Here is a 22,924-nt window from a genome sequence, read left to right as displayed (position 1 = left end):
GTCAACTCGGCCGGGGTGCCGGCCGGTAGTCGTTCAGCGGGGTCGCCAACACCGCTCCCTCGGCGGCGAGTTGGCGCAGCCGGAACAGGTAGGCGGCGCCGTGCATGAGCTGCTCGGCCACCTCGACCACGGTCCGGTTCTCCGCCGGGAAGAGGTGGCTGTCCTTCGCCCAGTCGTTGAACGCGCCCATGGCCGGGCCGCACCACACCTGGTAGTCCCGGATCCGGTCGGTCTCGCCGCGGACGGCCCAGCGCGCGGACAGGCCGAGGTACCACCGGAACACCAGGGCCATCTTGACCCGGGGGTTCCCGGCGGCGCGGGCGATCTGCGCCGGGTCCCGGGTGCCGAGGTAGTCGAGGCACTCCCGCCACACCTCGTCCACCGACATCCGGAACACGTCCTTCTCCAGGCGGCTCAGCTCGGTGGCGGGGATGTCGTCCAGGCCCTCGTACGTCCGGTAGAGCTCACGCAGCCGGGAGGCGCGCATCGGGAACATGGTGCCGCTCCTGAGGACCTGGACCTCGGCGCCGAGTTCGAACATGTCGGCCGCGGGCGCCATCGCGTAGTCCGCGGCGCCGGCCCGGGTGAGCAGTTCCTTGGCCTCCGGGGACGTCCCGGCCTCCACGCAGCTCTGGTTGACCGAACCGGTGACCACGTAGTCCGCGCCCATCGCGAAGGCGGCCGCCAGGCCCTCGGGGCTGCCGAGTCCGCCGGCCGCTCCGACCCGGGGCACCGACCGGTAGCCGAGCTCCCGGGTGATCCGGTCCCGCAGCCGCAGGACGGCAGCCGCGGCCACGGTCGAGGGCCGCCGGTCGGTGTGCCCGCCGGAGTCCGCCTCGACGGTGATGTCGTCGGCGAGCGGCACCCGGGCCGCCGATTCCGCCTGGAGGGCGTCGATCCGGCCCTCCGCGACCAGCGCGTCCAGGACCTCCCGGGGCGCGGGGCGCAGGAACAGCTCGGCGACCTCGGGCCTGGACACCTTCGCGATCACCCGGTTGCGGGCCACGGTCCGGCCGTCGCGGTCGCGCTCCAGCCCCGCCACCCGGTAGCGCACCACCTCCGCGGTGGGGGCGATGAAGGCGGAGGCCTCGACGAGCCGTACGCGCCGGTCGAGGAGGAGGTCCACGGTGGCCCGTTCCAGGCCGGGCTCGGCCGGGCTGTGGATGAGGTTGCAGGCGAACGGCAGGCCGGGGATCTTCGCGGCGAAGGTGTCCAGGGCGGACGCGATGCGCTCCGGCGCCAGACCGGCGGCGCCGAACGATGCCAGCAGGCCCGCCTCGGCCATCGCGATGACGAGTTCCTCGGAGGCGATGCCGTTGGCCATCGCGCCCGCCAGGTAGGCCAGCCGCACGCCGTGCGCCTCGCGGAACGCGGCCGAGCCGAGCAGGCCGGGCGGGAACGCCGGCGTGGAGGCCAGGAGTTCGAAGCCGTCCTCGTCGGTCGCCCGCCCGCCGGAGACCGCGCCGACCGCGTCGCCGTCGGCGACGACGTGGCAGGCCTCGTGCAGCCGGTGCAGTTCGCCGCGCACTCCGGCGATGTCGAACCTCGGGGTGCGTTCCCCCTGCCAGTTGGGTTTTCCGCTCACCTGTGACCGCCCCCCGTCACCACCGCGATGGCGATGTCCTTGAACTCGTAGACCCGCAGTTCGCCGCGCCACACGCCGGCGTCCGCGATCAGGAGGCGCCGGCCGTCCTGCTCCCGCACCTCCTTGAGGTGCGCCTCGAAGTCCAGCCGGGGGTGGGTCGGCGCGAACTCGCCCCGGTAGGTCCAGCTCGTCCGGATGCCGGGCGCGTGGTCGAACCGCGCGTCGGGCCGGTGCCGGGCCGGCTCGGCGACCATGGCGTACGCCCGCAGGCCCGCGTACACGGTCTCCGCGCCGAGCGAGCCCGGCATCACCGGGTCCTGGTGGAAGTGCAGCGGGAAGTACCAGTCGTCCGGGCCGATGTTCCGGTGGCCGCGCAGGTAGCCGGCGCCGTGCAGGCCGCCGCCCGGCACGTAGGAGAAGCCGTCGAGCATGTCCAGCCGTCCGGTGCCGAGGCGCAGCGAGTCGGTCCGCGCCCGCAGCGCGTCCAGGTCGACCTCGACCGCCGCGCCGGCCCCCGGCCCGGCCGAGTCCAGCCACAGCGGCACCGGCCTGCCCTGGTCCAGGCCGACGCTGCCGGCCCTGAGTTCACCGGTGAAGTAGCCGGAGAGCTGCTCCCCGGTGTGGAAGACCTCGCCGTCGACGGACAGCTCCCAGTCGGCGCGGTGCAGGATCGCGCCGCCGACGGCGTCGTTGGACAGGATGGTGACCCGCTGCCGGACCGTCCTGCCGCGCAGGTCGACCTGGCGCAGCGCGGTGGCGTGCCCGCCGAGGTTGCGCAGGTAGTACTCGGTCTCCGGGAACCGCAGGGTCGTGCCGAGGTAGTACGGCCCGAGCACCCCGGGCTGGACGCCGGCCTCCATGGAGGCGAAGTGCGGCATGTACGGCTGGTTGTTCTCGGTGAAGTACCAGGCGTCCGCGGGGACGTCGTACTCCGACTCGACCACGACGCCGGGCCGGACGGCGCCCTCGGGCGCGTCGACGCGCAGCACCCGGTCCACGAAGCAGAGTTCACCGCTGGGCAGCCGCGGCACCCGGGGCAGTTCCCGGCAGACCTCGAACTGCTCGCCCAGCATCGCGTGGTCGCCCCTGGCCACGTGGGCGACGTGCATCTCGTTGAGCACGGCCGGTTCCCCGGACGCGCCGCTGCGCCCCAGGTACCGCGGGGCGCGGTCACGGCGGTCCGGGCGGAAGGGCGTGCCCGGCTTCTCCACGAGCTGGAACCCCACGTTGCTGATCCGGGCCACGGGCAGGTCGTCGGCGTGGACCAGGACGTCGGCGACGACGAACGGGCGGGGGACGAGACCGATGTCGACGATGTCGATCTCGTAGCGGATCTCGCGGGTCGCCGGACTGATCTGACCGCGCACCTTGGTCGTGGTGGTCAGCCCCTTGACGGGCTGGTAGGTGGCGTCCGGCAGACACAGGTGGAGGCCGGCGTGCAGACCGTACACCTGGAGCGCCTGCATGGCGCCCTCGGCGACCAGGGTGCCGGGCATCACCGGGTCGCCGACGAAGTGGCTGGTGAAGTACCACTCGTCCGGGTCGAGCCGCTTGATCGAGGTGCAGGAGCCGCGGCCGTGCGCACCGCCGGTGAGCCCCATCCAGGGGACTTCGTCCACCATCAGCAGCCGCGTCGGGTTCAGCCGGAGCGAGCGGTTGGCGCCGGGCTCCTGCCGGTACGCGGGGCCGAACACCTCGGCGAAGCGGCCCTGGGTGAGCTTGGCGATGTCCTCGCCGTCGAGCTTGGTGCGGTCCGTCCGCGCGAGCGGCTTGAAGGCGGAGGGCCGCGCCGCACGCCCGGCCGGCTCTTCCGCCGGTGCCTTCGACTCGGCGCCGATGATGCCCCCGGCCTCGGCGAGCTCGCGGTCGGTGAAGAAGCCCGCGCAGCCGTTGCGCATGGTGAAGGCGAGCTCGCCGTCGACGAAGCAGTCGTAGTGGAAGAAGGTCAGGGTCGGGCCGTTGGTCTGCAGGACGTTGCTGATGTGGATGTCGCACCGGATCCGCTGGCCCTCCCGCACCGACGAGCCGTACGGGGTCAGCGAGCCGTCGAGCAGCCGGTAGACCCGCTCGCCCCGGTTCTCGAAGTCGATCCCCATGTAGCTGATCAGCACCAGGTCGCACTGGCCCGCCTCGGCGAGCACCCCGAAGGGGACCTGCCCGTCGACGCTGTACCAGGCCCCCACCGGGACGTCGTACTCGGTCCGGATGAAAGACGGCCCGAACCTGCCGCGTTCGGCTTCCAGGGCGGTCACCCGGCTGACGAAGTGGTAGGGCTCGGCGGGCAGCCGGACCCGGCGCGCGAAGGCGTCGATCGGGGCGTACTCCGGACCGAAGGCCTTGCCCACCTCGCCGTTGGCGAACTCCATCAGGTCCTGCTCGTCGAGGACCACGCCCGGCGGCTTCCTCCGCCCGGCGGGCGGAGCGGCGGCGGGCGGGCCGTCCCCCGCGGTCGGACCTCGCCGCCCGTCGGGAGCAGCGGCGGCGGTCCGCCGTAACCGGCCGGGGAAGGTGATGGCCGGCTGCTCCTCCGGCGCCTCGCTGCTGGGCCGCAGCCGCTGGATCGCTGCGCGGCTGTTCTCGGCCACGGACTCTGCCACCGGGGGTCCTCCTGGAGTTGTCTGACGGATCGACAGAGCACGGGCGGCGGTTCCCCGGGGCGGCTCCGGCAGGTACGGCGAGAGGTCGACCGGCAGGCCGTGCGCCGCGAGCTGTGCCAGCACCCGGCCGATCCCGGACGCCGTGCTCGTCCGGCGCCGGTCCACCGATGCCGCGACGTGGCTGCGGGTGGTGAGCGTCTCCCTGATCCACCTGCTGCAGGTGCCGCCCGGTCCCACCTCGACGAAGTAGCGGTAGCCGCGCGCGTACAGCGTCTCGACCAGCCTCGGGAAGTCGACGGTCCGCCTCAGCGTCGCCGCGTTGTTCTCGGCGACGGCCCTGGCGCCGAAGTCCGTCAGCGGCGCGTAGCCGTTCGCGGAGTACAGTTCCACGTCGGTGACCGGCCGGGTCTCCCGGCGCAGGCAGTCGGCCAGTTCGCCCGCGTCCGGCAGCGGGCAGTGCAGCACGTGGCTCACCCCGGAGGCCAGGTTCCGGCAGCCCAGCGCGTCCACCACGGCCCGGCACTGGGCCGGGTCGCCCGAGATCACCACCTCCACCGGGGTGTTGACGTGGGTCACGAAGACCCGGTCGTACCGCCTGACGGCGGCCCGGACCTTCGCCACCTCCTCGAAGAGGACGAACCCGGACCAGACGTCGGCGTCCGCCGTGGTCTCCGGGAGCGCCCACGCCTCGCGAACGGCGGTCTTGGGCCCGCTCAGCCGGCCCTGGAACACCTCGGTGAGCCGGGCACGCTGCTCCCTCCCGTGCGAGGCGGGGGAACAGGCTCCCAGGGCGTACAGCATGCTGGACTCGCCGAGGCTGTACCCGAAGGCGCCGTGCACGGGCACGCCCAGGAGGCGGCGCAGCGCCTGCGTCTGGAGCCACGCGAACGAGCTGCCGATGTCCACCATGGACGAGAAGTCCCGCATCAGCGCGGTGGCGGCGGCCTCCGCCTCCTCGGCGTCCGCCGGACGCACCCGGCGGCGGAACAGCAGGTCCTCGCGCATCAGTTCACCGGCGTCGGGCACCGCGGCCTCGGCGATCGGCAGCAGCCCCGGAAGCGTGCGGAACAGCTCGGCTCCGACGCCCGGGTAGGCGCTGAGCATGCCGGGGAAGACCAGCGCGACCCTGCCGCGGCCGCCGATGGGTGTCGGTGTGTAGTGGCTCCCGGCCGGAGTGGTCCACTCCGTCCCGGCCGCGTGCGCCCGCGGTACCCGGGCGAGCGCGCGTTCGGCCTCGCGCCGCAGGACGTCGGGGCGGGCCGCGCACAGCACCAGCCGATGGGCGTGTTCCGGCACGGCGGCGACCTCCGTTGCGACCCGCCGGAGTTCGGCGCGGTCGCCGGTCGCGTCGCGCACCTCGGCGACCCGGTGCATCAGCTCGGCGAAGTCCGCCCCGCCCACGGCCAGGATCAGCTGGCCGTGGACGTCCGGGCCTTCGACGGCCGTGACGTCACCGCGCACCGAGGCGCCCGAGAGGACGACGCTGACGTGCGCGCCCCCGGTGCCCAGTCCGTTCACCACCGCCCGGCGCGGCCCCCGGCGCGCGGCGCGCAGCCAGGGCCTGCTCCGGTCGGGCACGAAGAACGCCGACTCCGACAGCGTTGCCGAGAAGCCGTCCGACGGGCCCGACCAGCCCGGGACGGCGGGGAGGTAGGCGCGGTGCAGACAGAGCGCGACCTTGACGATGCCGACCAGCACCGCCGCCAGCTGGGTGTCCCCCACGTTGGCGGAGACCGAACCGAGCGCCGTGGTGCGCTTCCCGGCACTCTCCGTGCCGCCCTCCGCCGGGCCCTGCCCGGCCCAGACCCGGGCGAGGCCTTCCAGCTCGGCCGCGTCCTGCTCGGGAACGCCCGTCGAGTGCAGCTCGACGTAGTCGACCTCGCCCGGCGTGATCCCGGCGGTCCCCAGCGCGTCGAGCGTGGCCAGCCTGACCTGCTCGGCGTCGGCCGCGAGGCCCACCGCCGGGGACGGCGCGTACCGGATCGACAGCGCGTCGATCGTGGCGTAGGCCGGGCGCCCGGGCGCCCGCCGGTCGCCGGCCCGGGTGAGCAGCAGTGCGGCGGCTCCCTCGCCCGCCCGCCAGCCCGGTCCGCCGCCGCCGATCCCGAGTCCGGGCGCGCCCCCGTAGGCGGCGAGCCCGAACCGCGCCAGCATGTTCTCCACGTTGCCGGTGAAGTCGACCGCCCCGACCAGGACGGCTTCGACCGACTCGTCCAGGAGCACCAGCGCGGCCGCCTCCAGGGCGGAGGCGGCCCCCGTGCTGTCGGCCGCCACCGTGAACGCCGGACCGGTGAAGTTCCACAGCGACGAGACCCTGGTGGCGGTGATGCCCAGGTAGCTCAGCACCGCGTTGGGCGACCAGCCTGCGCCGATGCCCCGCTGCGCCCCCTCCACGAGCGCGGCCACGGCCTCGGCGTCGCCGGTCAGCGCGAGTTCCTCGCAGCGGCGGCGCAGGACTCCGCCCAGGTCGTGCCGTGCGGCGTAGGAGTGCCCCACCGGGTTCATCTCGGCGGCCACGACCACGGCCACCCGGCGGGCGGGCGGCGGTCCCCCGTCGTCGGCCTGCCGCCGGTAGCCCGCGTCCAGCAGTGCCTCCTCGGCGACCCGGACGAAGAGCAGCTGCTGCTCGTTGAAGCCCTCCAGGTCGATCGGCGGGACGCGCAGGCGGGCCGTGTCGCAGTCGAAGGAGTCGATGTACGCGCCGTCGGGCAGCGGGTGGCCGGGGGCGAGGCCGCGCCAGCGCCGCTCCGGCAGCGGGCCGAATCCGTCGCGGCCCTCGTACACCGCGCGTTCCAGCTCGCCGGCGTCGGCGAAGGGGCCGACGTGGCAGCCGAGGCCGAGGATGTCGAGCCTCGGCAGTGCGCGCGGGGCCTCCGGCGCGGCGGCGGTTTCGGAGGGCTCGGCCGGCTCGGAGAGGACCACGTGGGCGTTCGTCCCGCCGAACCCGAAGGAGGACACCGCCGCCGTGCGGGGTCGCCCGGTCCGCGGGAAGTCCGTGTTCTCCCGGGCGAGTCGGCCATGGGTGTCCGCGAGCGGTTCGGCCACGCCCGGGGTGGGCGGGATGACGCCGTACCGGATCGCGAGGATCGTCTTGATCAGCCCGGGCATCCCCGCGCCGGTCAGCAGGTGCCCCAGGTTGGACTTGACCGAGCCCAGGTACGGGACGGTGCCCGAGGCGCCGAAGAACTCGTTGATGCCGGACAGTTCGACGCCGTCGCCGAGCCGGGTACCGGTGGCGTGGCACTCCAGGTACTGCACGGTGGACGGGTCGACGCCCGCGTTCCCGTACGCGCGCCGGTAGGCGTCGACCTGGCCGGCGCGCTGGGGCACGAGGGTGTGCCGGCCCGTACCGTCGTTGGTCAGCGCGGCCCCCTCGATGACGGCGTGGATCCGGTCACCGTCGCGGCGGGCGTCCGCGAGCCGCTTCACCACCAGCATGCCCGCGCCCTGGCCGGTCAGCGCCCCGCTGGAGCGGGCGTCGAACGGCTGGCAGCGGCCGTCCTCGGGGTAGGCCCGCAGGTCCGAGAAGGCCAGGTGCAGACCCACCAGTTCCTGGCCGCCGACCGCGCCCGCGAGCATCACGTCGGCCCGGCCGACGGACAGGTGGTCGCAGGCCAGCTTGAGCGCGTAGAGCCCCGAGGCACACGCCCCGTCGACGGCCAGCTGGGGGCCGCCGATGCCCAGCGCCGCCGCGACGACGCGCGCGGGCATGCCGCCGACCCACAGGTTGTGCGCGGCGGCCAGGGGATCGGAGCCGCCGCCCGCGCCGGAGGCCAGCGCCTGCCCCGGGTCGAACCCGGCCTCGGCCAGGCCGCGTCCGACCGCGGCGAGCCACAGGTCCGAGCCGTGCCGGGTGGACAGCAGCGACGGGAAGCCCGCGTTGCCCAGCACGATGCCGGCCCGGTCGGCCCGCGCCCCGGCCATCCGCCCGACGCCGTCCCCGGCATCGTGCCCGGCGTCGCGGCCGAGGTCGTGTCCCGCGTCGGCCAGGGCGTCGCGGGACGCGTGGAGCGACCACTGGAAGATCCGGTCGAGCGCGGAGAGGTAGTCGGCCGGCAGCCGGTAGCCGGTGGGGTCGAAGCTGAAGCCGCGGACGAAGGCGCCGCGGGTGCTGTAGATCCGGTGCCGGTCCCCCGGCCGGGCCGCCGGTCCGCCCGGCACGCCCCGTTCGAAGATCTCCTCCGTGCCGTCGGTGCGGCTGTCCCGGCCCCGGCACAGGTTCTGCCAGAACTCCTCGACCGTCGCGGCCTCGGGGAACAGGCAGCCCATGCCGACGACCGCGTACTTCTGCCCGTGCGTCATCCGCGTCGGCCCCCGGTCACGGCGGCGGTGGGTGCCCGCCGCGGATCGAGGCCCGCGGGCCCGGCCGTCGGACCGATCATGACGATCGCGTCGCCGCTGCGCCCGGGCGCGAACTGCTCGGCGAACATCCCGGCGCCGACGTGCCGCGGGATGAGGACGACCCCGCGCTCCTCGAACATCCCGCGCAGTTGCGGAGTGACCATTCCACCGTCCCACGCACCCCAGTTGATCGAGAGGACGCGGTCCGCCCGCCGCTCCCGCCCGAGCGCGGCCACCATGCGGTTCAGCACTTCGTTGGCCACCGCGTAGTCGGCCTGGCCGCGGTTCCCGAACAGCCCGGCGACCGACGAGAACAGCACGATGTGCTTGAGGCGCCGGTCCGTCAGCGGCGAGAGGACGTTGTCGAGGCCGACCAGTTTGGTCGCCAGCACGGCGGTGACGTCCTCGGCCCGCTTCTTGGCGATCAGCCGGTCCGCCAGCAGGCCCGCGCCGTGGACCACACCGCTGATCCGCTCCCGGTAGGGCTCCAGGGCGTCCTTGACCGCGCCCGCGTCCAGGATGTCCACGGCCAGGTACGTCACCCGGGCACCCCCGGCCCGGAAGCGGGCCAGGTTCGCGGCGATCTCGCGCTGGGCCAGGATCGCGCGGTACCGGCGCTCGACCTCGGGGAGGGCCACCTTCCCGCCGTTGCGTCCGGCGTGCTCGATGATGCCCCCCTTCAGCCCGGCGCCGTCGAGGCCCTCGGCCCACTCCGGCTCGGCCTCCGGCTCGGTCCGGCCGAGGATCAGCAGTTCACACGGGTACGCGGCGGCCAGCGCGGCGACGCACTCGGCGGTCACCCCGCGCGCCCCGCCGGTCACCACGAACAGGTCCGACGCCCCGGGTGATCCACCGCCCCCGGGACCGACGGCCGTGCCGGGGGCCGCCGGTGGTGCGAAAGCCAGCGCGGTGCGCTTCCGGCCGTCGTGCCCCACTTCGTGGAGTCCGGTGTCCGGGTCGTTCAACTCGCCGTGCACGACGGCCCGGACCGTTGCGTCGTCGAGTCCCGGCGCGAGGTCGATCGACCGGCAGAACAGGTCCGGCGATTCGACGGCCAGCGTCTTGGTCAGGCCGGTGAGCCCGGCCAGTAGGCCGCTCGGCAAGCCGGCCGGTGGGCCGCTCGGCAGCGAGCCGCCGCCGAGCCCTGCGGCGCCGTCCAGGTTCGTCACCACGACGAACGCGGAACGCCCGTCCTGCGCGGTCGCCAGCAGATGCGGCTGCGTCAGCTTCGCCAGCAGGATCGCGTGGGTCAGCCGCTCCACGGCGTGCCCGACGGTGGCCGGTTCGCTGCCCGCCATCTGGAGGCACAGGTCCAGTCGGCCGGCCCGGCGGGCCACGTCCTCGACGGCTTCGGCGAGCGCCGACTCGTCCCACGACCCGAGCCGGGTGACCGGCAGGCCGGCGGCCGTCGGCTGGACTCCGGGCAGCGTGACGAGATGCGGCCGGAGCCCCAGGGTCAGGAGTTCGTCGATGATGCAGCGGGTGATCGCGGAACCGTCATCGACCAGCAGCGCCGCTGACCGCGGCGCGAATGCTTTTCCCTGCGTCACCACCTCGCCCACCGTGTCGTAGGCGACCGTGAGCCGGCCGATTCCGGACGCGTGGTCGTCGCCCTCCGCCGCGTCCGCCGCGTCGGGGTCCGGGTCAGGGTCAGCTGCCACGAGGACGGCCACCACATCGGCGAGCGTCCTCAGTTCACCGAGCCGCTGGGTGTCCATCTCACGGATCGCGGGATACGCGCCCTGCAGACCGCTGACGATCTCCACCCGCTTGATGGAATCCACACCGAGATCCGCCTCGATGTCCATCGACACGTCCAGCATGTCCACCGGATAACCGGTCTTCTCCGACACCACCGCGAGCAACGCCTCCCGCGCCCGCACCACGGCCGCCGACTCCACCACCGCAACCGGGGCCTGGACCGGAACCGGGGCCGGCGCCGAGGCCTTGACCGGAACCGGAACCGGAACCGGCGCCTCCACCGGTTCCGGCGCCTCCATCGGCGCCTCGACGACGTCCGCCGCGTCGGGGTCGGCCGCGACGAGGACGGCCACCACGTCGGCGAGCGTCCTCAGTTCACCGAGCCGCTGGGTGTCCATCTCACGGATCGCGGGATACGCACCCTGCAGACCGCTGACGATCTCCACCCGCTTGATGGAATCCACACCGAGATCCGCCTCGATGTCCATCGACACGTCCAGCATGTCCACCGGATAACCGGTCTTCTCCGACACCACCGCGAGCAACGCCTCCCGCGCCCGCACCACGGCCGCCGACTCCACCACCGCAACCGGGGCCGAGGCCTGGACCGGGGCCGAGGCCTGGACCGGGGCCTCCACCGGTTCCGGCGCCTCAACTCCCGGCGCCCCGACCGCTTCCGCCGCCACCCGCGGCACGACCGCCTGCCGTGGTACCGGTAAGGGCCCGACGGCCGCAGGCGCCGGCAGCTCCGCCCCGTCGAGCAGAGCGGTGATCAGGTCGTGTCCCTGCTCCTGCCCTTCGAGGATCAGCGCGAGGTAGCGCTGCAGCACGCGCAGCGACTTCCCGACCTCCTCGGCGGGTGCGGCGCCGACGTGTTCGGAGATGTCGGCGACCATCTCCTGGGCGGCGTGCAACTGCCCGTTGAGGTACCCCTTGTGCAGCGTCACCTGTCTGGCCAGCAGTCGGTTCGTACTGATCGGCACATCGACTCCATCATCGTCAGTGGCAGGTCCGCTGTCCGCTGCCGGGGAGGGCCTCGCCGGTTCTTCGTCCCGGTGGCCGTGCGGAACGGCCGCGGCGGCGGGCGCCGGCGGCACTTCGGGCGTTCGGGAGGTCATCTCGTACGGTGTGGCGAGGAGTTGCTCGTACTCCGCCTTCCTGTTCTCCGGGACGAAGTTCTTCGCGGTGAGGAGGATCGAGCCCTTGGCGACGGGCGCCGGGGCCTCGGTCCGGTCGTAGCGGCCGATCCGGTGGACGGGCAGGCCCAGGACGCGGAGCCGGAGCGCGAGGAGCTTGAGGGAACGGTCGGCGCAGGCGCGCGGCCCCTTGTCGGCGGAGAGGCACACCACCGAGCCGTTCGGCAGCGTGCGCTCGATCAGCCCGGAGAGCGTGGACCTGGGCCCGAACTCGACGAAGACCCGGAAGCCCGCGTCGTACATCTCGGTGATCCGTCCCGCGAAGTCGACCGGCTTGCGCAGCTGTTCCACCAGGACCCGCTTGTTCCTCGCCGGATCGGCCCCGTAGGAGGCACCCGCCGTGTTCGCGTGGACCGGCCGGTCCGGGGCCCGGAACTCGACCGCCTCGACGGCCGCGCGGAAGGCCTCCACCGCGTGCTCCACGAACGGCGTGTGGAACGCCGCCGACACGGGGAGCCGTGACGCGGTGATCCCCTTGGCCTTCGCCTCGGCGACGAGTTTCTCGATCTGCCAGGTGGCTCCGCCGACGACGAACTGCTCGGGCGCGTTGATGTTGCAGACCCGGATGTCCGCGTGCGCCCGGACCAGGTCGTCCACCACGCTCCTGGGCGCGCTGATCGCGGCCATCGCCCCGGTGTCGAGGGCGCCGGGCCCGGTGGCGGGAGCGGCCATCGCCCGGCCCCGCGCACCGGCCAGGCGGAAGAACTGTTCCTCGGTCAGGCTGCCGGCGGCCCAGAGCGCCGTGAGTTCACCGAAGCTGTGTCCGATGAAGCCGTCCGGGGCGAAGCCGAGCTCCCGCAGCCAGTTGTACTGGCCGACGGAGAGCGCCCCGATCGCGGGTTGGGCGTTCTGGGTCTGCCGCAGCAACTCGTCCTGCCGCTGGTCGTCCTCGCCGAAGGTGGGCGGCGGGAAGACCGCGCGGGACACCGTCGACCCTCCGGCCGCGTACCTGGCCATGCTGTCGAAGGCTTCCCGCACCGGCGGCACGGCGAGCGCGGCGGTCCGCCCCATGTTGACGTACTGGCTTCCCTGACCGGCGAACACGGCCGCGACCCTGCCGGGTCCGGGCAGTGCTCCGCGTCTGCCGGAGATCCCGGCCGGGTCGTTCCACTCCTCGGCCCCGGGGTGCTCGCGCACCAGGCGGGCGGCGGCCGACCTCAGCTCCTCGAACTCGTCCCGGGTGCGGTAGACGAAGCCGATCCTCGGGTCCCCGGCCGGAACGGCGGCGTCGTCCTCGGCCGGCGGGTCCTGGACGAGCCGTTCCGCCAGGGTCGGGGCGTCCGGGGCGTGCCACAGCGCCGTCCGCACGGTCGGCGCGAGGACCGTCCTCGGCTGACCGGGGGCCGGGTACTCCTCCAGCACGCAGTGGTAGTTGGTCCCGCCGAACCCGAAGGCGGAGACCGCCGCCCGTCTGGTCGGACGCTCCGGGTCGTGGATCCACGGTCGCGCCAGGGTGTTGACGTAGATCCCGCTGTCGGGCGCGGCGGCCGCTTCGAGCGGCTGGGTGACGTTGATCGTCGGGGGCAGGACCTTCTGGTGCAGGGCCAGGGCGGTCTTGATGAGGCCCGCCGCACCCGCCGCGGCCTTGGTGTGGCCGATCTGCGACTTCACGCTTCCGATCGCGGCGAACTTGCCTTCGGAGGTGGCCTCCCGGATGACCTCCGTCAACGACGAGAGCTCCACGCTGTCACCGGCCTTGGTGCCGGTGCCGTGTGCCTCGAAAAGGCCGATCGAGGAGACCGGTACGCCCGCGTCCTCGTACGCCCGTCGCAGTGCGAGCATCTGCCCGTTTTTCTGCGGGGCGTAAATACTGCCGGACCGGCCGTCATTGGCGGTTCCGAGTCCGCGGATCACGGCGTAAATCTTGTTGCCGTCGCGCTCGGCGTCATCGAGCCGACGCAGCGCGACCATGCCTATTCCGTCGCCGAGGAGGGTCCCGTCCGCGGATTCGTCGAAAGGCCGGACGTTCCCGGAGAGGGAAAGCGCCGGAGTCTTGGAGAAGGCCATGTAGGCGAACACGGTGTTGTCGACGGTGCAGCCACCGGTGACCATCATGTCCTGCCGGCCGGCGGCCAGTTCCCGCACCCCGACTTCTATTGCCGCGAGGGAACTCGCGCAGGCGGCGTCGACCGTGCAGTTCATCCCGCCGAGATTCAGTCTGTTGGCGATGCGCCCCGCCACGACATTGCCCAGCAGCCCGGGAAAGGAGGCCTCGTCCCATTCGACGAAGGCCCTCGTGAACCGCTCCGCGATCTCCTCGGCATCGCGCTCGGCGAGGCCGATGCTCCGCGCCGCGTCGGCCACGAGCGGGGCCTGCATCCGGGAACTGAGCGGGATGGTGGCCGAGAGGGAGCCGCTGATGCCGAGGACGACTCCGGTCCGCGACGGCTCGAACCAGGAGGATCCCTCGGCCCCGGCGTCCCGCAGCAGGTCCCGGGCGACGACCAGGCTGAGCAACTGGACGATGTCGGTCGACGGCAGGAGCGTCGGCGGGATGCCGAGGCCCATCGCGTCGAACGGGACGTCGGGCAGGAATCCCCCGCGCCGTGAATAGGTCCTGTCCCGGGCCGTCGGATCCGGGTCGAAATAGCGTTCTGTCGACCAGTGCGAATCCGGGACTTCCCGTATGCAGTCCTCGGCCTCCACGACCCTTTGCCAGAAATCACCCGTGCTGCTGGAGTTCGGGAAGAGGGAACCGATTCCGACGATTGCGATCGGAGTTCCCGAAGATCGCCGTTCACCTGAAGGGGAGCGCATGTCTTCCTTCCATGGAAGCCGTTGCACGGCGTCCGGACGGCGCTCCAGATCAAGCGCGCGACACGACAGCAGAGGTCGGTGTCATGCGCCCCCGCTGCTTGACGAGTCCGATCCTTACACGGCTATCGGCGAATCAGCAAGGCCCCGGCGTGAAGTGAAATCCGATCACGGAATCTCCGCATATCACTTCGACTTGCGGCGGCGTGATCATTGTTGCGGCGGCATGATCCTCTTTATCGGAGATCTTGGAACTGCCGCCGGGCGGCCGGCCGGTGCGCCGCGGGGGTGGTCGACGGGAACGGACGCGACGAGGGCCCGGCCACTGCCACCCGGTACCGCGTTTCCCGCCCAACTGCGCTGGAACCACGGTAGGTTGAGGCATGACGCAGACTACCCCGCCGGCGGAGCAGGCGCCCGCGGTACTGCCCCCGGCGCTGCGCGGGTGGTTCGGGCCGGTCGCGGGCCTCGCCGCGTCGGTGGTCGCGCTGCTCGCGTTCCGGTACGCGGGCGAGGGCGAGCCCGGAACGCTGGACGCGCGGATCGGCGCGGCGGTGGACGGGGTTCGCCCGCCGTGGCGGTCCGTGGCGCTGTTCCTGGACTCGCTGGGGGAACCGGTGGGGGCCACGGCGCTGGTCGCCGTCCTCGTGACGGGCTGCCTGGTGCTGCGGCGCCCTCGCGCGGCGGTGTTCGGCGTGGCCGCGATCGGCCTGACCGTCGGAGCGGCGACGCTGCTCAAGCACCTGGTGGGGCGCACCATCCACGGCGACAACCTGTCCTACCCGAGCGGGCACACCGCCTTCGCCACCGCCCTCGCCCTCGTGCCGGCCCTGCTCGCGACCGGCCGCCGCGGCCACCACGGCCCCGGCCCCGGCCCCGGATTCCGGTCCGGGCTCGCACTCGCCGCCGCGGCGGCGGCCGGAGCCGCCATGGGCTGGGCGCAGGTCGCGCTCGGCGCGCACTACCCGACCGACGCCCTGGCCGGCTGGTGCACCGCGCTGGCGGTGGTGCCGGCGACGGCGTGGCTGGTCGACCGGACGGCCGACGCCGGGCGGCCGGAGCGCCGCTGACGTCGGCACGTCACCTCACGTCACCTCACGTCATCCGGCGGGCCCGGTCAGGCCCGGCGGCGGAACACCGGCTTCACCGGCCGCCCGCCCAGCCACGACGTGGGATCACCGGCGTCCAGGGCCTTGCGGTACACCGCACAGGCCGCGGCCACCGCGTCGACGGTGTGGGCGATGTCGGCCTCGTCGAGTGCGCTGCTCACCACGAACGAGGGGGCCAGCACCCCGCCCGCCAGGAGCTCCCGCAGGAACAGGGTGCGGTACGCCTGCGAGGGCCGTCGTTGCTCGTCGAGGGTGGCGAAGACCAGGTTGCTGGCCCGGCCCCGGACGACGACGTGGTCGCCCACGCCCATGCCGGCGGCTGCCTCCCGGACGCCTGCGGCCAGCCGCTCCCCGAGGGCGTGCAGCCGGGCGGTGACGCCCTCCTCGACGTAGGTGGCCTGCACGGCCATCGCGGCGGCCAGCGCGTGGGTCTCCGCGCCGTGGGTGGTGGACATCAGGAACACCCGGTCGTCCTCGCCGCGCAGGCCGCCCCGCTCCATCAGGTCGCGGCGCCCTGCCAGTGCGGAGACCGCGAAGCCGTTGCCCAGCGCCTTGCCGAAGGCGGAGAGGTCGGGGACGACGCCGTACAGGCCCTGGGCGCCGGTCTCGGACCAGCGGAAGCCGGTGATCATCTCGTCGAAGATCAGCACGCAGCCGTGCCGGTCGGCCAGTTCGCGCAGCCCGGCGAGGTACCCGGGCGGCGGCTCGGTGTGGCCGGCGGGTTCGAGGATCAGGCAGGCGATCTCGCCCCGGTGGCGGGTGAGCAGTTCCTCGGTGGTGGCCAGGTCCCCGTACGGGAACGGGACGGTGAGATCGGTGATCGCCGAGGGGATGCCGGCGTCCATGGGGGTGGTGCCGATGAACCAGTCGTCGACGGAGAAGAACGGGTGGTCCGAGCAGACGGCCACCCGGGAGCGGCCGGTGGCGGCGCGGGCCAGGCGCACGGCGGCGGTGGTGACGTCGGAGCCGTTCTTCGCGAACTTCACCATCTCGGCGGTCGGCACCGTGGCCAGGAAGTGTTCGGCGGCCTCGACCTCCACGACGGACGGCCGGACGAAGTTGCTGCCGCGGTCGAGTTCCCGCCGCACCGCCTCCAGCACACGCGGGTGGGCGTGGCCCAGGCTGACCGACCGCAGGCCGGAGCCGTACTCGACGTACCGGTTGCCGTCGATGTCCCAGACGTGGGCGCCGCGGCCGTGGCTGATGACCGGGGCCAGGTGCTCGGGGTACTGGTCGTCGCCCTTGGCGTAGGTGTGGGCGCCGCCGGGGACCAGCGCGTGCAGCCGCTCGTTGGCCGCCCGCGACTTGGGGAGCCGGAAGTCGTCAACGGTCATGGGACTCAGTTCTCCTCGGAACGCAGGGCCTCGGCGAGGCTCGGCGCCTCCCGGTCCCGCTCGGACATCGACACGGGCGGCAGCGGCCAGGCGATGGCGAGCTCCGGGTCGTCGAAGGCGATGGTCACGTCCTCGCCCGGGTCGTGCGGGCGGTCGATCCGGTACGAGACGTCGGCGTCGGTCAGCGCCTGGAAGCCGTGCGCGCACCCGGCCGGGATGTACACGCTGGCCTGCGTCTCGCCGGACAGTTCGAAGGTGGCCACGTTGCGGTGGGTCGGCGAGTCCGGACGCAGGTCCACGACCACGTCGAACACCTCCCCGTGCGAGCAGCGCACGATCTTGGCCTCCCCGGCGCCGGAGCGCAGGTGCATGCCGCGCAGGACGCCCCGCAGCGAACGGGAGACGCTGTGCTGGACGAAGGCGTCGGGGTCGAGGCCCACCGAGCGGAGCACCTCGGCGTCGAAGGTGCGGCAGAAGAAGCCGCGCTCGTCGGTGTACGGAGTCGGGGTGAACAGGTAGGCGCCGGCGATCGCCGGGACTTCGGTGACCTTCAAGAGCAGTCCTTGGGCGAGTTCGGGAAGAGGGCCGCGGTCAGGGCGGTGAACTGGTGGTCGAGCCGGCGGGTGACGGCGAGGTTGCGTTCGGCGAGGGTCTGCCGCAGCTCCGCCGACCGCTTCTCCAGCTCCCGGAACTGCTCGATCAGCCGGTCGGGGTCGACCTCGCGCGCCGGGTGGCAGTACGCGCCCAGGCCCATCCGGTCCATGAGCGCGTCGCTCTTCGCCGCGTAGCTCAGGGCGAGGGTCGGGGTGCCGACCTTCAGCGCGCAGATCAGGTTGTGGTAGCGGGTCGCCACCACGGCGTCGGCGGCCGCCGTCTCGGCCATCAGGTCGGCCAGTGACGCCACCTCGGCCGCGGTGACCAGCGGGGAGCCGACCGCCGCGGTGATCGCGTCGACCACCGCGGCGTCGCATGCGTCGCCGGTGAGCAGCCGCACCTGCCGGCCGTCCTCGACCAGTGCGCGGACGAAGCGGGTCGTGCCGTCCAGGTAGCGCCGGTGGATCTCCTCGGCCCGGGGGCGGTCGTCGTTGCCGCCGTGGAAGTCCATGACGCCGACGCAGACCCGCCCGTCCGGGGGGCCGGAAGCGGGCGGTGCCGGCAGGGCGAAGGCGAGGTCCGGGTGGACCTCGTCCCGCGAGACGTCCACGCCCGTCGCCCGCATCGCGTCGCGGGACAGCGCGTCCCGGTAGGAGCGGTAGGCAGCCGACCGCGCCGACCAGCGCACCAGCGCCCGGGTGGCCCGGTCGCGGATCGGGGCGGCGCCGACGCCGACCAGCGCCACCGGGGTGCCGAACAGCCGGCCGGAGGCGCAGAGCAGGAACAGCGCGTACGGGAAGCCCCAGGGCCGCAGCGGCAGCGTGGCCTCCAGGACGCCCATGCCGGGCACGATCACCACGTCGTGCCGGCGCACCCAGGCGGCGGTGCGCACCACGTCGACGAGCTTGCCCAGGCCCTTGCCGAGAATCGCGCCCGCCCGGGAGGCGGTGCGGTACTCGCCCCGGTACCAGTGCAACCGGGTGGCGGGAATCCGGTACCGGGCCGTGACGACCTCCGGCCCGCCGCACAGCGCGTCCACGGCCGCCTCCGGGTGCTCGGCGCGCAGGTACCCGAGGACGGCCTCCAGCGACCCGTCGTTGCCGAGGTTGCCGGAGCCGAGCAGGCCGAACAGCCCGACCCGCAACGGGGGTTGCTTCACGGCCGCCTCCCCCCGCGCCCGGCCACGAGCTCGTCGACGGAGCAGGCCAGGCCGGTGGGCACGACCGGGGCGCGGTCCTCGACCCGCTCGCCGACGCCCGGCCGCACCCGGCTGGTCATCCAGGAGGCCAGGTGGCGGTAGCACGCGCGCCGGTCGTCCGGGGACAGCGGCGCCCGCCGGATCGCCGAGGCGAAGCCCCAGACGTACTCGGCGAGCAGTCGGGGCGTCGGGTGGAGCAGGCCCGCCCGGCGCGGGTCCAGGTTGACGCACCGGGAGCGCTTGGAGGGATTGGCCCGCTCGGCGCGGGTGGGGTGGTCGCGGCGGAAGTACAGGAGCTCCGGCACCTGGTGGAAGGGCCCGTGCAGGGTGATCTCGGCGACGAAGGTGCGGTCCGCGTGGTGGTAGCTGTCGTGCGGCTTCACCCGGCGCAGCACGTCGGCCCGCATCACCCCGTAGAAGTCGTCGCCGCCGGGCTCGAACAGCAGGCTGCGGAAGCGCTCCGGCGCGGACGGCGAGTCGGTGGCGAGCCCGTACTCGTAGGGGACCTTCACCCGGCCGTCGCCGTCGATGACCGCCTGGCCGGAGTGGGCGAGGATCAGCTCCGGCCGCTCGTCCAGCGCCTCGACGCAGCGCAGCAGCAGGTCCCGGGCGTACAGGTCGTCGTGCGAGGCCCACTTGAACAGCTCGCCGCGGCACTGGGTGAACACGTAGTTGTGGTTGGGCGCGGCGCCGACGTTGACGGGCAGCCGGAGGTAGCGGATGCGCGGGTCCTGCTCGGCGTAGGTGCGGCAGATGTCCTGGGTGCGGTCGGTCGAGGCGTTGTCGGAGATGACCAGCTCGAAGTCCTCGTAGGTCTGGCCGAGCAGGGCGTCGAGCGACTCGGCGAGGTACTCCTCGCCGTTGTGGACGGGCAGGCCGATGCTCAGCCGGGGAACGGTGGTCAAGGCGTCCTCACTTCGGGGATCGGGTTGTCGTGGTGCTCGCGCAGGGCGGCGCGCAGTTGCCGCCACCACACGGCCGAGCCGCAGGCCGTCGCGGTGGCGACGCCCCAGGCCGAGCCGACCGTGCCGGCCAGGGCCGCCCCGCCGAGCCCGCCGCCGAGGTAACAGGCGGAGGCGAACAGCTGGCAGCGCAGGCTGCGCCGGGCGGCGGCGAGCGCGCGCAGCCCGGCCGCCGCGCCGCTGCCGAGGCCGGCGCCCGCGACGCCGAGGGTGGCGGGCACGATGAGCTGCGAGGCGGAGTGCCAGACGTCGCCGAGGACGAGGTGGCCGACCCGGTCCGGCATCAGCAGCAGGGCGGCGCCCCACAGCAGGGCGGCGCCGGCCTGTCCGCCGCCGAGCAGGAGGCAGAACCGGCCGAGCCGCTGCGGTGTCCGCCGCAGCACCCGGGCCGCCTCCGCCACGGTGACCAGGGACAGCCCCATCAGCAGGGCCAGGAACGGGCCCTGGAGGAGTTCGGCGCCCCGGACGGCGCCCACCGCGCCGACCCCGGCGATCGCGCCGAGCCCGTACGCCCGCAGCTGGCCGGCGCCGCTGAGGCTGACGTTCTCGACCAGGTACCGACTGCCGAGGTCGCGTTGCTCGCGCAGCCACCCACGGGCCCGGGTCACCCGGGGCCGGACGCCGGACTGGAGGAAGCCGTATCCGGCGGCGGCCGCGGCGGCGGCGCCCCAGGCCAGCAGGAAGGCGGACACGGTGCCCACCCGGGCCGCCACCACCATGGCCGGGACGAGCGCGGCGCCCTGGACGAGGTCGTTGGTGAACGCCTTGCGCCCGGTGCCGGCGGCGAAGAACGCGAACCGCCGGGAGTCCTGGAGCAGCAGCGCCGGCAGGGCGACGCCGAGGCAGGCGAACGCGGACCCCACCCCGCCTCCGAGGCCGAGCCCGACCAGCAGGCACACCGCGCCGAGGGTGGCTCCGACGGCGAGCGCGGTACCGGAGGACCGGGCCGCCGCCGCGCGCCAGGCCGCCTCCGGCACGCCGCTGAAGCGCACCATGAGCGGGTCGGTGGCCAGCCCGCGGGAGACGTTGAGCACGACGCCGTAGGTCAGCCAGGCCAGGCTGAACACGCCGAAGGCGTGCACCCCCAGCTCGCGGGCGACGTAGATGCCCACCGCGAAGTTGATCATGCTGGTGACCGCCTGGTCGGCCAGCCCCCAGGACACCCGCCCGAGCACGCCCCGCTTGGTGGAGCGCCCGGTCCCCCCGGCCGGGGCCGCAGGCGCCGTCGTCCGCACTCCCTCGGTGGTCATCGGCGTCAGGCCTTGACCAGCCCGGCGCCCCGGAGGGCGTCGGCCGCGACGGCGACCGTGTCGAAGGGCAGCCCGGACCGCTCGGCGACGTCCAGCAGGCTGTGCCGGCCGTCGGAGAGGCTGAGCACCCAGAGCATGGCCATCTGCGCCGCCTTGGCGTCGCTGCGCCCGCCGAGCGACTCGTAGAGCCCGCGCCGGCCCAACTGCGGTTCGCCGTACGGGCTGAGGTTGAGGTAGCTGCGGTTGCGGTCGAGCAGGGAGAAGGCCTCGCGGCAGACAGCGAGGGTGTCCGCCATGGCCTCCGGCGCGACGAAGTCCGGGTTGTCCGCCGAGGTGTGGTACTCGGGGTACCCGGCGTACGGGGTGCGGCTGAGCGAGCCGACGCCGAGGTCGAAGCCGGGCGAGCAGTACTGCCGCTCGTCGTAGCCGTACGGGGTGAACTCGGTGATGCGGTGCGGGCGTTCGGAGGTGGTGAGGACGTGCCGCAGCACCCGGTCGATCTCCGCGTCGCCGCGCCTGCTCCGTTTGTACGTCAGCTGCCCCCGGTCCCCGGCGCAGGCCAGCACCAGGCCGTGCTTGACCCGCTCCACCCGATCCGCGTTGCGGGCCAGCCAGGTGATCGCCCCGATGGTGCCGGGGGCGAAGACGAACCGGTACGTGTACCACGGGCGGCGCTGCGCCAACTCCCGTGCCAGGAAGGTCGCGACCGCGATGCCCGCCAGGTTGTCGTTGGCCAGCGAGGGGTGGCAGACGTGGCAGGAGACGATCACCTCGTCGGCGACCTGCCCGGGGACGACGTGCTCGGCGTAGGTGAGGTGGCCGTCCGCGAGCGTGGAGTCGATGCGCACCTCGTAGTCGCCGTCCGGCAGCGCGTCCAGGGCCTCCTGCGAGAGGCAGAACCCCCAGTCGGGCGCGTAGTAGCTGGTCCGGTACGGCACCCAGCTCGGGTGGTCGGGCAGGGTGTGGAGGTGTCCGCGCAGTTCGGCCAGCGGCATGGTGGCCGCCACCGGCACGCTGTAGCCGAGCACGTGCAGGCTGGACGCGGCGAAGTCGACGACCCGGTTCCCGGCGGCGTCGGCGATGTAGGCGTCCCGGATGTTCCACTCCTGCGGCACCGTCCAGTCGAGCACCTGCGTCCCGGTCGGCACCTCGTGCACCTGCAGCGGAAGGTACTCGCCGACGATCCCCAGGGTGGCGCGCACCCCGTCGCCGGTGATGCTCCGGCAGAGCGGGTAGAGCCGCTCCACCAGCGCGTGCATCTCCTCGCCGACGGTGGTCACCGGCGCCACCGCAGGGTGTCGTCGACGGTGCCGGCCCCGGTGGCCCGGCGCAGCACGGCCAGCCGGGTGAAGCGGCCGTCGAAGTCCTCCTTGGTCAGGCCGAACCTGCGGTAGGCGTCGGCGAGTTCGGCGGCGCCGCGCTCCACCGTCCACTCGCAGTCGAAGCCGGGGACCGCGGCCCGGAAGCGGGAGAAGTCCACCCGGTACGAGCGGGGGTCGGCGCCGGCCTCCCCGGTGATCCGCACCTTGGAGCCCTCGACCGCCTCGGCGACCTGTTCGGCGATCTCGGCGACCGTGACGTTGTTGACCTCGCTGCCGATGTTGAACGCCCGGTCGTGCACCGCCTCGCGGGGCGCGGCCAGCGCCGCCGTGAAGGCCCGGGCGATGTCGGCGGCGTGCACCAGCGGGCGCCAGGGGGTGCCGTCGGAGAGCACCAGCACCTCGCCGGAGAGCAGGGCGTGGCCCACCAGGTTGTTCAGCACGATGTCGGCGCGCAGCCGGGGCGAGTAGCCGAAGGCGGTGGCGTTGCGCAGGTACACCGGGGTGAAGTCGCCGTCGGCCAGCTCGTGCAGGTCGTCCTCGACGCGCACCTTGGACTCCGCGTACGGCGTCACCGGGCGCAGCGGCGCGTCCTCGCCCACCAGCTCGTCGCCGCCGGCCGCGCCGTAGACCGAGCAGGTGGAGGCGTACAGGAAGCGCTTCACCCCGGCGTCGCGGGCGAGTTCGGCGAGCCGCACCGAGGCGTGGTGGTTGATGTCGTAGGTGAGGTCCGGGGCCAGCGAGCCCAGCGGGTCGTTGGACAGGGCGGCCAGGTGGATCACGGCGTCCACCCCGGCCACGTCCTCGGCGGTGACGTCGCGCAGGTCCACCCGGCGCCCGGGCGGGTCGGCGGGCTTCGGGCCGAGGACGCAGTCCGCGAACAGCCCGGCGTCCAGGCCGACGACCTCGTGCCCGGCCTCGGCGAGGACCGGGGCCATCACGGTGCCCAGGTAGCCCTGGTGTCCGGTGAGCAGTACGCGCATG

The 22,924-nt window shown here is 73.7% G+C and carries 11 protein-coding genes; 1 reads left to right on the top strand and 10 read right to left on the bottom strand.

All coding sequences use genetic code 11. The annotated features are described in order from the left end of the window. Window position 1 precedes the first annotated feature (1 nt). The 3 genes from ACIRVF_RS27875 to ACIRVF_RS27865 are packed head-to-tail and all read right to left on the bottom strand — an operon-like array spanning window position 2 to window position 14,177. Window positions 2-1,585, bottom strand: coding sequence for a PfaD family polyunsaturated fatty acid/polyketide biosynthesis protein (locus ACIRVF_RS27875; RefSeq protein ID WP_402823383.1), 1,584 nt, complete (start codon window positions 1,583-1,585; stop codon window positions 2-4). Continuing rightward, window positions 1,582-8,484 carry a beta-ketoacyl synthase N-terminal-like domain-containing protein gene (locus tag ACIRVF_RS27870; RefSeq protein WP_402823380.1) on the bottom strand — a complete coding sequence of 2,301 codons (6,903 nt, stop codon included), beginning with the start codon at window positions 8,482-8,484 and terminating at the stop codon, window positions 1,582-1,584. The genes ACIRVF_RS27875 and ACIRVF_RS27870 overlap by 4 nt, the downstream gene beginning before the upstream one ends. Further along, window positions 8,481-14,177, bottom strand: a complete 5,697-nt coding sequence (locus tag ACIRVF_RS27865; protein ID WP_402823377.1) for an SDR family NAD(P)-dependent oxidoreductase — start codon at window positions 14,175-14,177, stop codon at window positions 8,481-8,483. The genes ACIRVF_RS27870 and ACIRVF_RS27865 overlap by 4 nt, the downstream gene beginning before the upstream one ends. Before the next feature lie 380 nt (window positions 14,178-14,557). Here ACIRVF_RS27865 and ACIRVF_RS27860 point away from each other — a divergent pair, with 380 nt between their 5' ends. Beyond that, window positions 14,558-15,244 carry a phosphatase PAP2 family protein gene (locus ACIRVF_RS27860; protein WP_402823374.1) on the top strand — a complete coding sequence of 229 codons (687 nt, stop codon included), beginning with the start codon at window positions 14,558-14,560 and terminating at the stop codon, window positions 15,242-15,244. Window positions 15,245-15,291: 47 nt separating this feature from the next. On the opposite strand, the gene ACIRVF_RS27855 is transcribed toward ACIRVF_RS27860, so the two are convergent. From ACIRVF_RS27855 to ACIRVF_RS27825, 7 genes are read right to left on the bottom strand one after another with little or no spacing between them, the layout of a single operon-like run. Then, window positions 15,292-16,617 (bottom strand): glutamate-1-semialdehyde 2,1-aminomutase, encoded by a 1,326-nt coding sequence (locus tag ACIRVF_RS27855; protein WP_402823372.1) that lies wholly within the window; start codon window positions 16,615-16,617, stop codon window positions 15,292-15,294. A gap of 5 nt (window positions 16,618-16,622) precedes the next feature. Next, complete coding sequence (locus ACIRVF_RS27850; protein ID WP_402823369.1) at window positions 16,623-17,171, bottom strand: dTDP-4-dehydrorhamnose 3,5-epimerase family protein; 549 nt, start codon at window positions 17,169-17,171, stop codon at window positions 16,623-16,625. Next, on the bottom strand, window positions 17,168-18,370 hold the full coding sequence (locus ACIRVF_RS27845) for a polysaccharide pyruvyl transferase family protein (protein WP_402823366.1): 1,203 nt from the start codon (window positions 18,368-18,370) through the stop codon (window positions 17,168-17,170). The genes ACIRVF_RS27850 and ACIRVF_RS27845 overlap by 4 nt, the downstream gene beginning before the upstream one ends. Continuing rightward, the gene (locus ACIRVF_RS27840; protein WP_402823363.1) at window positions 18,367-19,314 is read right to left on the bottom strand and encodes a glycosyltransferase family 2 protein; all 948 of its coding nucleotides are present in this window, start codon (window positions 19,312-19,314) and stop codon (window positions 18,367-18,369) included. The genes ACIRVF_RS27845 and ACIRVF_RS27840 overlap by 4 nt, the downstream gene beginning before the upstream one ends. Then, complete coding sequence (locus ACIRVF_RS27835; protein ID WP_402823360.1) at window positions 19,311-20,621, bottom strand: hypothetical protein; 1,311 nt, start codon at window positions 20,619-20,621, stop codon at window positions 19,311-19,313. The genes ACIRVF_RS27840 and ACIRVF_RS27835 overlap by 4 nt, the downstream gene beginning before the upstream one ends. 5 nt (window positions 20,622-20,626) lie before the next feature. Then, complete coding sequence (locus ACIRVF_RS27830) at window positions 20,627-21,910, bottom strand: DUF4910 domain-containing protein (RefSeq protein ID WP_402823357.1); 1,284 nt, start codon at window positions 21,908-21,910, stop codon at window positions 20,627-20,629. Continuing rightward, entirely contained in the window at window positions 21,898-22,923 is a 1,026-nt protein-coding gene (locus tag ACIRVF_RS27825; protein ID WP_402823354.1) for an NAD-dependent epimerase/dehydratase family protein, read from the bottom strand. The genes ACIRVF_RS27830 and ACIRVF_RS27825 overlap by 13 nt, the downstream gene beginning before the upstream one ends. Between the last annotated feature and the right edge of the window lies 1 nt (window position 22,924).

It is taken from the genome of Kitasatospora sp. NPDC101157, from assembly GCF_044768255.1.
Lineage (GTDB): Bacteria > Actinomycetota > Actinomycetes > Streptomycetales > Streptomycetaceae > Kitasatospora.
Note: the sequence above shows the minus strand (reverse complement) of the source record. Positions and strands in the feature narration are given on the sequence as shown.

What these genes read in the sequence shown, in the direction of transcription:
- ACIRVF_RS27870 (WP_402823380.1), bottom strand. Translation starts at nt 8,484, where the DNA reads ATGACGCACGGGCAGAAGTACGCGGTCGTCGGCATGGGCTGCCTGTTC.
- ACIRVF_RS27865 (WP_402823377.1), bottom strand. Translation starts at nt 14,177, where the DNA reads ATGCGCTCCCCTTCAGGTGAACGGCGATCTTCGGGAACTCCGATCGCA.
- ACIRVF_RS27860 (WP_402823374.1), top strand. Translation starts at nt 14,558, where the DNA reads ATGACGCAGACTACCCCGCCGGCGGAGCAGGCGCCCGCGGTACTGCCC.
- ACIRVF_RS27855 (WP_402823372.1), bottom strand. Translation starts at nt 16,617, where the DNA reads ATGACCGTTGACGACTTCCGGCTCCCCAAGTCGCGGGCGGCCAACGAG.
- ACIRVF_RS27835 (WP_402823360.1), bottom strand. Translation starts at nt 20,621, where the DNA reads ATGACCACCGAGGGAGTGCGGACGACGGCGCCTGCGGCCCCGGCCGGG.
- ACIRVF_RS27825 (WP_402823354.1), bottom strand. Translation starts at nt 22,923, where the DNA reads ATGCGCGTACTGCTCACCGGACACCAGGGCTACCTGGGCACCGTGATG.